The organism is Nonomuraea sp. NPDC003214 (assembly GCF_053590035.1).
On the sequence record NZ_JBSFSX010000004.1, the window covers coordinates 754,592 to 760,791 of the forward strand.

The window sequence follows — 6,200 nt, forward strand, 5'->3', positions numbered from 1 at the left end:
TCCCTGCCCTTCCGCCGGGTTTCCTCAGCACCAAGAAGGGTCGGGCTGTGGGAGCCTGCTCCCAGCCGTCTGCGACTGTGGGCCGAAGCTTCCCCCCCAGGTTTTCGTGCACGGGTGGCGGTCAGGGAGCGTCCAGGCCGGTGCAGTAGGCGATGGTCGCGTCGTCGGCCGCCACGGCGTGGCGTGCCTCGGCCTGCCGGACGCGGCCGATGATCGCGCCGGGGCCGTCCGACGCGAGGGCGGCCATGACCTCCGGCCAGCCGGTGAGGGCGAAGCGGTCCACGATGCGGCTCGCGCCGTTGCTGAGCAGCGCCGCGCCGGTCAGTCCGGCGACCGGGCAGGAGCCGGTGACCGCCTCGGCCGCCGCCCGGGGGTCGTCCTTGGCCACCCAGAAGCCGCCCGGCCGGTTGCGGTGGGCGCGCAGGTCGCCCAGGATGCGCCGGTGTTCGTCGCTTCCCTGGGGAACGTCACGCAGCGCGGTCTCGTACCGGCTGCTGATGACCACCTCGCGCCGGTCGGTGACGACGAGCGGCGCGCTGCCGGCGCGGTCGAGCACGACGGTCGCGTCACCGAGCACCAGGTGCTCGGCCCGGCCGCCGGTCAGGCGCAGGACGGCCACGGCCGCCGACGGGCTGATCGGGGAGGTGACGTCGCAGGTGTCGCGGTGCTCGCCGGTCACCTGCTCGATGGCCTCGCCGAGCAGGTCCGCCAGGCCGCGCCCCGGCGCGTGCCGGAGCAGGGTGAGCAGGCCGCCGCCCAGCCGGGCGGCGTACCAGGCGACGCCGTGGCGGCAGAGCGATCCGGCGCCGGGGATGCCCGCGCCGTCGACCAGCACCGCCGCGGCCGGGACGGCGCCGGTGAAGTCCTCGTTCGCCCGGCCCGCGTGGGGGTCGGTCGCCATCGTCACCCGCATGCCGCGCTCGTCACCCCTTCGCGACCGGTCCGGCCTGGTTCTCCCACAGACTGCCATGCGGGAGCGTGACGGTCAGGACGTCGCTGGGGATGTCGGGCTCGACGCGGTGCCGCCGCCCGCGCGGGACGATGGCGGCCGTGCCGGCCACCAGCCTGACCACCTCCTCGCTCTCCCCCGGCCGTTCCGGGCGCACGTACAGGCGGATCTTCCCGATGAGGCAGGAGACGACGGTCTCGGCCTCGGGGTGGACGGTCCAGCGGCCGAGCCGGTCGTCGCCGGACCTGGCGTAGGTGGCGGTGAGGCGCCACCAGTCCCGGCCGGGGTCCGCGTCCGGATCGCCGGCGTGGATCTCACCACCCTGTCCGAGGTGGACGGCGGAGGCGTACAGGTCGATCGGGGTGATCGTCGGGCCGGAGCGTGCTTGCCGCCCGTCCGGGCGGGGCGGCGGCGAGTCGGGGTCCATGCGGCCCATCCTCACCGCCGCCGCCCGCCGGGACATCCGCCATCCGTCGGGCATCTCGCCGGGAACGCGCGCCGTTCGGCGACGCGATCCCTGCCCTTGTCGGCTACTTGCCGGTTAGACGCGGCCGGTCGTCGCGGTGACGAGCTCGTCGGCGACCCACCGCGCGACGCCGTCCGGGTACGGGGCGGGCAGCCCCAGCACGACGTGCCCGAACCCGGCGGCGACCGCCGCGCCGATCGCCTCCCGGGTCTCCCCGGGCCGGTCGTAGGAGACCGGCAGGTGGATCGAGCGGGTGATCGAGGCGGGGTCGCGGCCCAGCTCGGCGCAGTAGCGGTCCAGCAGCGCGCCGCGCCGGACGGCGTCGCCGAGGTCGCCGCCCGGAATGTTCCACACGTCGGCGTGCTCGGCGGCCACGCGCAGCAGCGCGGACGAGCGCCCGCCGAGCACGATCGGCGGGCCGGGCCGCTGGACCGGCTTGGGGTTGCAGAAGGCCCCCGTGAGCCGGACGTGGCGGCCGTCGAAGTCGAACGGCTCCGGTTCGGTCCACAGCCGCCGGATGACGGCGCACGCCTCGGCGAGGCTCTCCATCGAGTGGGCGAAGTCGTGGAACGGCAGGCCGTGCGCCTCGTACTCGCGCCGGGCCAGCGGGTGGGAGGGACGCGAGCCCGCGCCGAGGCCGAAGTCGAGCCGCCCGCCCGAGACGACGTCGACCGTCGCGGCGATCTTGGCCAGCATCGCGGGCGGCCGGAAGCGGTTGCTGGTCACCAGCACGCCCACGCGCAGCCGCCGGGTCTGCGCGGCGAGCGCCGCGAGCAGCGTCCAGCCCTCGAAGGCGGGCCCGGTCAGGGGGCCGCCGATCGGCAGGAGGTGGTCGAACAGCCACGCGTGCTCGATCTCCGGGACGGCGTCGGCCTCCCGCCAGACCCGCAGGACGTCGTCGTAGCCGACCTGCATGGGCGCGGTCATGATCCCGAAACTGGTCATGGCGGCGGGGGCTTCCGTCACTTGGAGGTGATCCGGCCGAGCGGGCCCGCGCTCGCCGCCTGCCAGGCGGGGTCGCCCGGGTGCAGCGCGCCGCGCAGGTAGGCCGTGGTGAGCCGCTGGATCAGGGCGACCCGTTCCGGGTTCTCGTCGGTCGTCTCGGTGACGGCGTAGCCGGAGATCCCGCCCAGCGAGTGCTCCGCCCCGTGCAGGGTGAGCAGGCTCTTGGGCGCCGGGCTCAGCGCGTAGGCGTCGGTGAACCACTCCGGTCCCCGTACGGTCAGCGCCGACTGGTCCTTGTCGCCCGCGACCACCAGGGCGGGCGTGGTCATCCCGGTGAAGTCCGGGTTCATGAACGGGAAGTGCTCGGCGGCGAACGGCGTCAGGTCGGCGCCGCCGGTGCCCGGCAGGGCGAGCAGCACCCCGGCCTTGACCCTGGGGTCGGTCAGGTCCTCGCCCGGGACGCCGCCGGCGTCGAGGACCCGGGCGCCCAGCAGCATGCTGGCGCTCTGGGCGCCCCAGGAGTGGCCGGCGACGGCGACGCGGCCGTGGTCGAGGCGGCCCGCCAGGCCGGGGACGGCGGCTTCGAGGACGTCGAGCCGGTCGAGGACGAGCTGCAGGTCCCCGACACGCAGGCGCCAGATCTCCGGGTGGCGCGGGTCGTCCGGCGTCACGCCGAGCCTCCGCGAGTCGAGGTGAGTGGGCTGGACGACGACGAAGCCGTGCGCCGCCCAGTGGTCGGCGAGCGGGGCGTAGCCGTCCAGCGACTCGCCGAAGCCGTGCGAGAAGACGATCACCGGCAGGTCGCCGCCGGTCAGCGGGGCCGACACCCGTACGTGCAGGTCGTCGCCCCGATGCGGGGCGGGCAGCGGCACGGGGCGCAGCGAGAGGACGGGAACGGGTCGGGACATGGGTCTCTCCTGGGGAGGCTGAAGGTCGCCGGCACGGGTGTGGCCTGGCGAAAGAGCGCCTGATCTGGCATCATGAGCCAAGCGGATCGGCGTTCCGCTTATGAATATACGGATCAGCGTTCCGTTTAGCAACATGGGTGATGGAGGCAGCAGCGCAGTGGCCGGCACAGGCAACGGATCGAAGTCGACAGCCCCCCGCAAACGGGCCGACGCCCGGCGCAACGAGCAGACGCTCCTGGAGGCGGCCGCCGAGGCGTTCATCGCCTCCGGCGTCGACGTGCCCGTACGCGACATCGCGGCCCGGGCCGGGGTGGGCGTCGGCACGATCTACCGCCACTTCCCCACGCGGGCCGAGCTCATCGTCGCCGTCTACCGCCACCAGGTCGAAGCCTGCGCCGAGGCGGGCCCCGCCCTGCTCGCCGGCAGCGACTCCCCGCACGCCGCGCTGACCCGCTGGATCGACCTGTTCGTCGACTTCCTGGTCACCAAGCACGGCCTCGCCGAGGCGCTGCAGTCCGACGACACCACGTTCGCGGCCCTGCACGCCTACTTCCTCGACCGGCTCGTCCCGGTCTGCGCCGACCTGCTCGCCGCCGCCGCCCGAGCCGGCGAGATCCGCGCCGACATCGAGGCCCTGGAGCTGATGCGCGGCGTCGGCAACCTGTGCATCGGCGCCGGCAAGGACCCCCGCTACGACGCCCGCCGCCTGGTCGCCCTCCTCCTCGCCGGCCTCCGCCTTCCCCCGGGCCGGCCATCATGACCGACCAGGTCATCCGCGGAGAGCTGCGCGACCAGCGCTTCCCCGGCGACTCCCGCGGCGTGATCTTCGACCGGGCCCGGCTGTCGAACGTGGACCTCTCCGGCCTCCGCTTCACCGGTTTCCTGGCATACGGCAGCCTCGCGCCCGCCGGCCCGCCGGCCCGCCGGCCCGCCGGTCAGGGCCTGGCGGGCCACCTGCTCGGAGTCCGTGGTGAAGTAGTCGACCAGAACGCCCATGGCCGATCACCTTACGGGCCGCCCCTGACAGCGGGTGGCGGCCTAGTCTGTTGAGGCATGACGCGCATCATCGCCGACATCTCGGTCTCCATCGACGGCTTCGTCACCGGACCGCGCCCCGGCCCCGACAACGGGCTGGGTGACGGCGGCGAGGCCCTGCACACCTGGGCGTTCTCCGACGACCCCGACGACCGCCGAATCCTGCGCGAGACGACCGCCCGCTCGGGCGCCGTCGTGCTCGGCCGCCGGCTCTTCGACGTGGTGGACGGGCCGCACGGCTGGGACGACACCTCCGGCTACGGCGCCGGCGAGGTCGGCAAGCCGGCGTTCGTGGTGGTGACGAGCTCGCCGCCGGAGCGAGTGCGGCTCGACGAGCTCGACTGGACGTTCGTCACCACCGGCCTGGCCGACGCCGTCGACGCCGCCCGCGAGCGCGCCGAGGCGGCGTCGGCGGCCGGCGGCGCGGACCTCGACGTCTTCCTCATGGGCGGCGGCGCCACGGTCGGCTCGGCGCTCGCCGCCGGGCTGGTCGACGTGCTGACGCTGCACCTCGCGCCCGTGATGCTGGGCTCGGGGACGCCGCTGTTCGCCGGCGGGCCGCCGCGCCCGCTGGTGAGGCGGAGCGTCACCGTGACCTCGACGGCGACGCACCTGACCTATGAGGTCGGCTGACGGGTCACGGGGCGGGCGCCTGGGCGAGCGACAGGCTGTTGCCGTCCGGGTCGATGATCTCCACGTGGCGCACGCCGTTGCCGTAGGTCTCCACGGGCTCGTGCCCGATGCCGTGCGCGGCCAGCCGGGCCAGGATGTCGTCGAGGTCGGTCACCCCGAACGTGATCATCGTGCCGCCCACCCGTGAGGCCCGGACCGGCCGGTCGTCGAGGACGACCCACGCGTTCTCGCCGACCTGCCACAGCAGCTCGTCACCGATGATCTCGTCCGCGGGCCGCCCGAAGAACGCCTCGAACCACTTCCGCGATCTCTCCAGGTCGCTGACGCACACCACGCTGTGCAGGTCCACGGGAACCAGCTCCTTCCGTCCGTTCGCGGGGTGAGACCCGCCCCGCGCCGGAAACTCATCGCCTCAGACTTCCTCCACACTGCTCGGCTCGCGCCGGGACAGGTCGATGCCGAGCTCCTCCGCGGCGCGGAAGACGTCCTCGTCGGCGTCGCGCATCTCGATGGACATGCCGTCGCTGGAGAGCACCTCGACGTTCAGGCAGAGCGACTGCATCTCCTTCATCAGCACCTTGAAGGACTCGGGGATGCCGGGCTCGGGGATGTTCTCGCCCTTGACGACGGCCTCGTAGACCTTCACGCGGCCGGCGACGTCGTCGGACTTGATCGTCAGGAGCTCCTGCAGGGCGTAGGCGGCGCCGTACGCCTCCAGCGCCCACACCTCCATCTCACCGAAGCGCTGGCCGCCGAACTGGGCCTTACCGCCGAGCGGCTGCTGGGTGATCATGGAGTACGGGCCGGTCGAACGTGCGTGGATCTTGTCGTCGACCAGGTGGTTCAGTTTGAGGATGTAGATGTAGCCCACGGCGATGGGATAGGGGAACGGCTCGCCGCTGCGGCCGTCGAACAGCCGCGCCTTGCCGCTGCGCTCCACCAGCCGGTCGCCGTCGCGGTTGGCGATCGTGCTGCCGAGCAGGCCGATGATCTCCCGCTCGCCGGCCCCGTCGAACACCGGTGTCGCCATCTTGGTCCGCGGTTCGACCCGTTCGAGACCCTTGTCGCGCAGCCGCTCGGCCCAGGCGTCCTCGATGCCGGAGATGTCCCAGCCCTGGGCCGCGATCCAGCCGAGATGGGTCTCCAGGACCTGGCCGATGTTCATCCGTCCGGGCACGCCCAGCGGGTTGAGGATGATGTCGACCGGGGTGCCGTCCTCCAGGAACGGCATGTCCTCGACCGGCAGGATCTTGGAGATGACGCC

The 6,200-nt window shown here is 73.5% G+C and carries 9 protein-coding genes; 3 read left to right on the top strand and 6 right to left on the bottom strand.

The genetic code is table 11. The features are described 5' to 3' along the window. Positions 1 to 121: 121 nt before the first annotated feature. The 4 genes from ACWDXC_RS15775 to ACWDXC_RS15790 all read right to left on the bottom strand — a co-directional run bounded on the left by ACWDXC_RS15775 (position 122) and on the right by ACWDXC_RS15790 (position 3,268). Positions 122 to 913, bottom strand: coding sequence for an integrase (locus ACWDXC_RS15775; protein ID WP_449982009.1), 792 nt, complete (start codon positions 911 to 913; stop codon positions 122 to 124). 10 nt (positions 914 to 923) lie between these two features. Next, positions 924 to 1,376 carry a cupin gene (locus ACWDXC_RS15780; protein WP_449982011.1) on the bottom strand — a complete coding sequence of 151 codons (453 nt, stop codon included), beginning with the start codon at positions 1,374 to 1,376 and terminating at the stop codon, positions 924 to 926. A 114-nt stretch (positions 1,377 to 1,490) separates the two neighbouring features. After that, the gene (locus tag ACWDXC_RS15785; RefSeq protein WP_449982013.1) at positions 1,491 to 2,342 is read right to left on the bottom strand and encodes an LLM class flavin-dependent oxidoreductase; all 852 of its coding nucleotides are present in this window, start codon (positions 2,340 to 2,342) and stop codon (positions 1,491 to 1,493) included. Between the two features lie 35 nt (positions 2,343 to 2,377). After that, a complete protein-coding gene (locus ACWDXC_RS15790; RefSeq protein ID WP_449982015.1) occupies positions 2,378 to 3,268 on the bottom strand; it encodes an alpha/beta hydrolase family protein in 891 nt (296 codons plus the stop codon). Positions 3,269 to 3,425: 157 nt separating this feature from the next. Between ACWDXC_RS15790 and ACWDXC_RS15795 the strand changes: the two genes are divergently transcribed. Genes ACWDXC_RS15795 through ACWDXC_RS15805 form a run of 3 tightly spaced genes read left to right on the top strand, consistent with a single transcriptional unit; the run spans position 3,426 to position 4,936 of the window. After that, positions 3,426 to 4,028, top strand: coding sequence for a TetR/AcrR family transcriptional regulator (locus ACWDXC_RS15795; RefSeq protein WP_449982017.1), 603 nt, complete (start codon positions 3,426 to 3,428; stop codon positions 4,026 to 4,028). Continuing rightward, the gene (locus ACWDXC_RS15800) at positions 4,025 to 4,318 is read left to right on the top strand and encodes a hypothetical protein (protein ID WP_449982019.1); all 294 of its coding nucleotides are present in this window, start codon (positions 4,025 to 4,027) and stop codon (positions 4,316 to 4,318) included. The genes ACWDXC_RS15795 and ACWDXC_RS15800 overlap by 4 nt, the downstream gene beginning before the upstream one ends. A gap of 3 nt (positions 4,319 to 4,321) precedes the next feature. After that, positions 4,322 to 4,936, top strand: coding sequence for a dihydrofolate reductase family protein (locus tag ACWDXC_RS15805; protein ID WP_449982021.1), 615 nt, complete (start codon positions 4,322 to 4,324; stop codon positions 4,934 to 4,936). 4 nt (positions 4,937 to 4,940) lie between these two features. Here ACWDXC_RS15805 and ACWDXC_RS15810 read toward each other — a convergent pair whose 3' ends face one another. Both ACWDXC_RS15810 and ACWDXC_RS15815 read right to left on the bottom strand, forming a co-directional pair. Then, positions 4,941 to 5,285 carry a VOC family protein gene (locus ACWDXC_RS15810; RefSeq protein ID WP_375073093.1) on the bottom strand — a complete coding sequence of 115 codons (345 nt, stop codon included), beginning with the start codon at positions 5,283 to 5,285 and terminating at the stop codon, positions 4,941 to 4,943. A gap of 63 nt (positions 5,286 to 5,348) precedes the next feature. Further along, the coding region (locus ACWDXC_RS15815; protein ID WP_449982023.1) for a DNA-directed RNA polymerase subunit beta at positions 5,349 to 6,200 on the bottom strand (852 nt) is incomplete at its 5' end.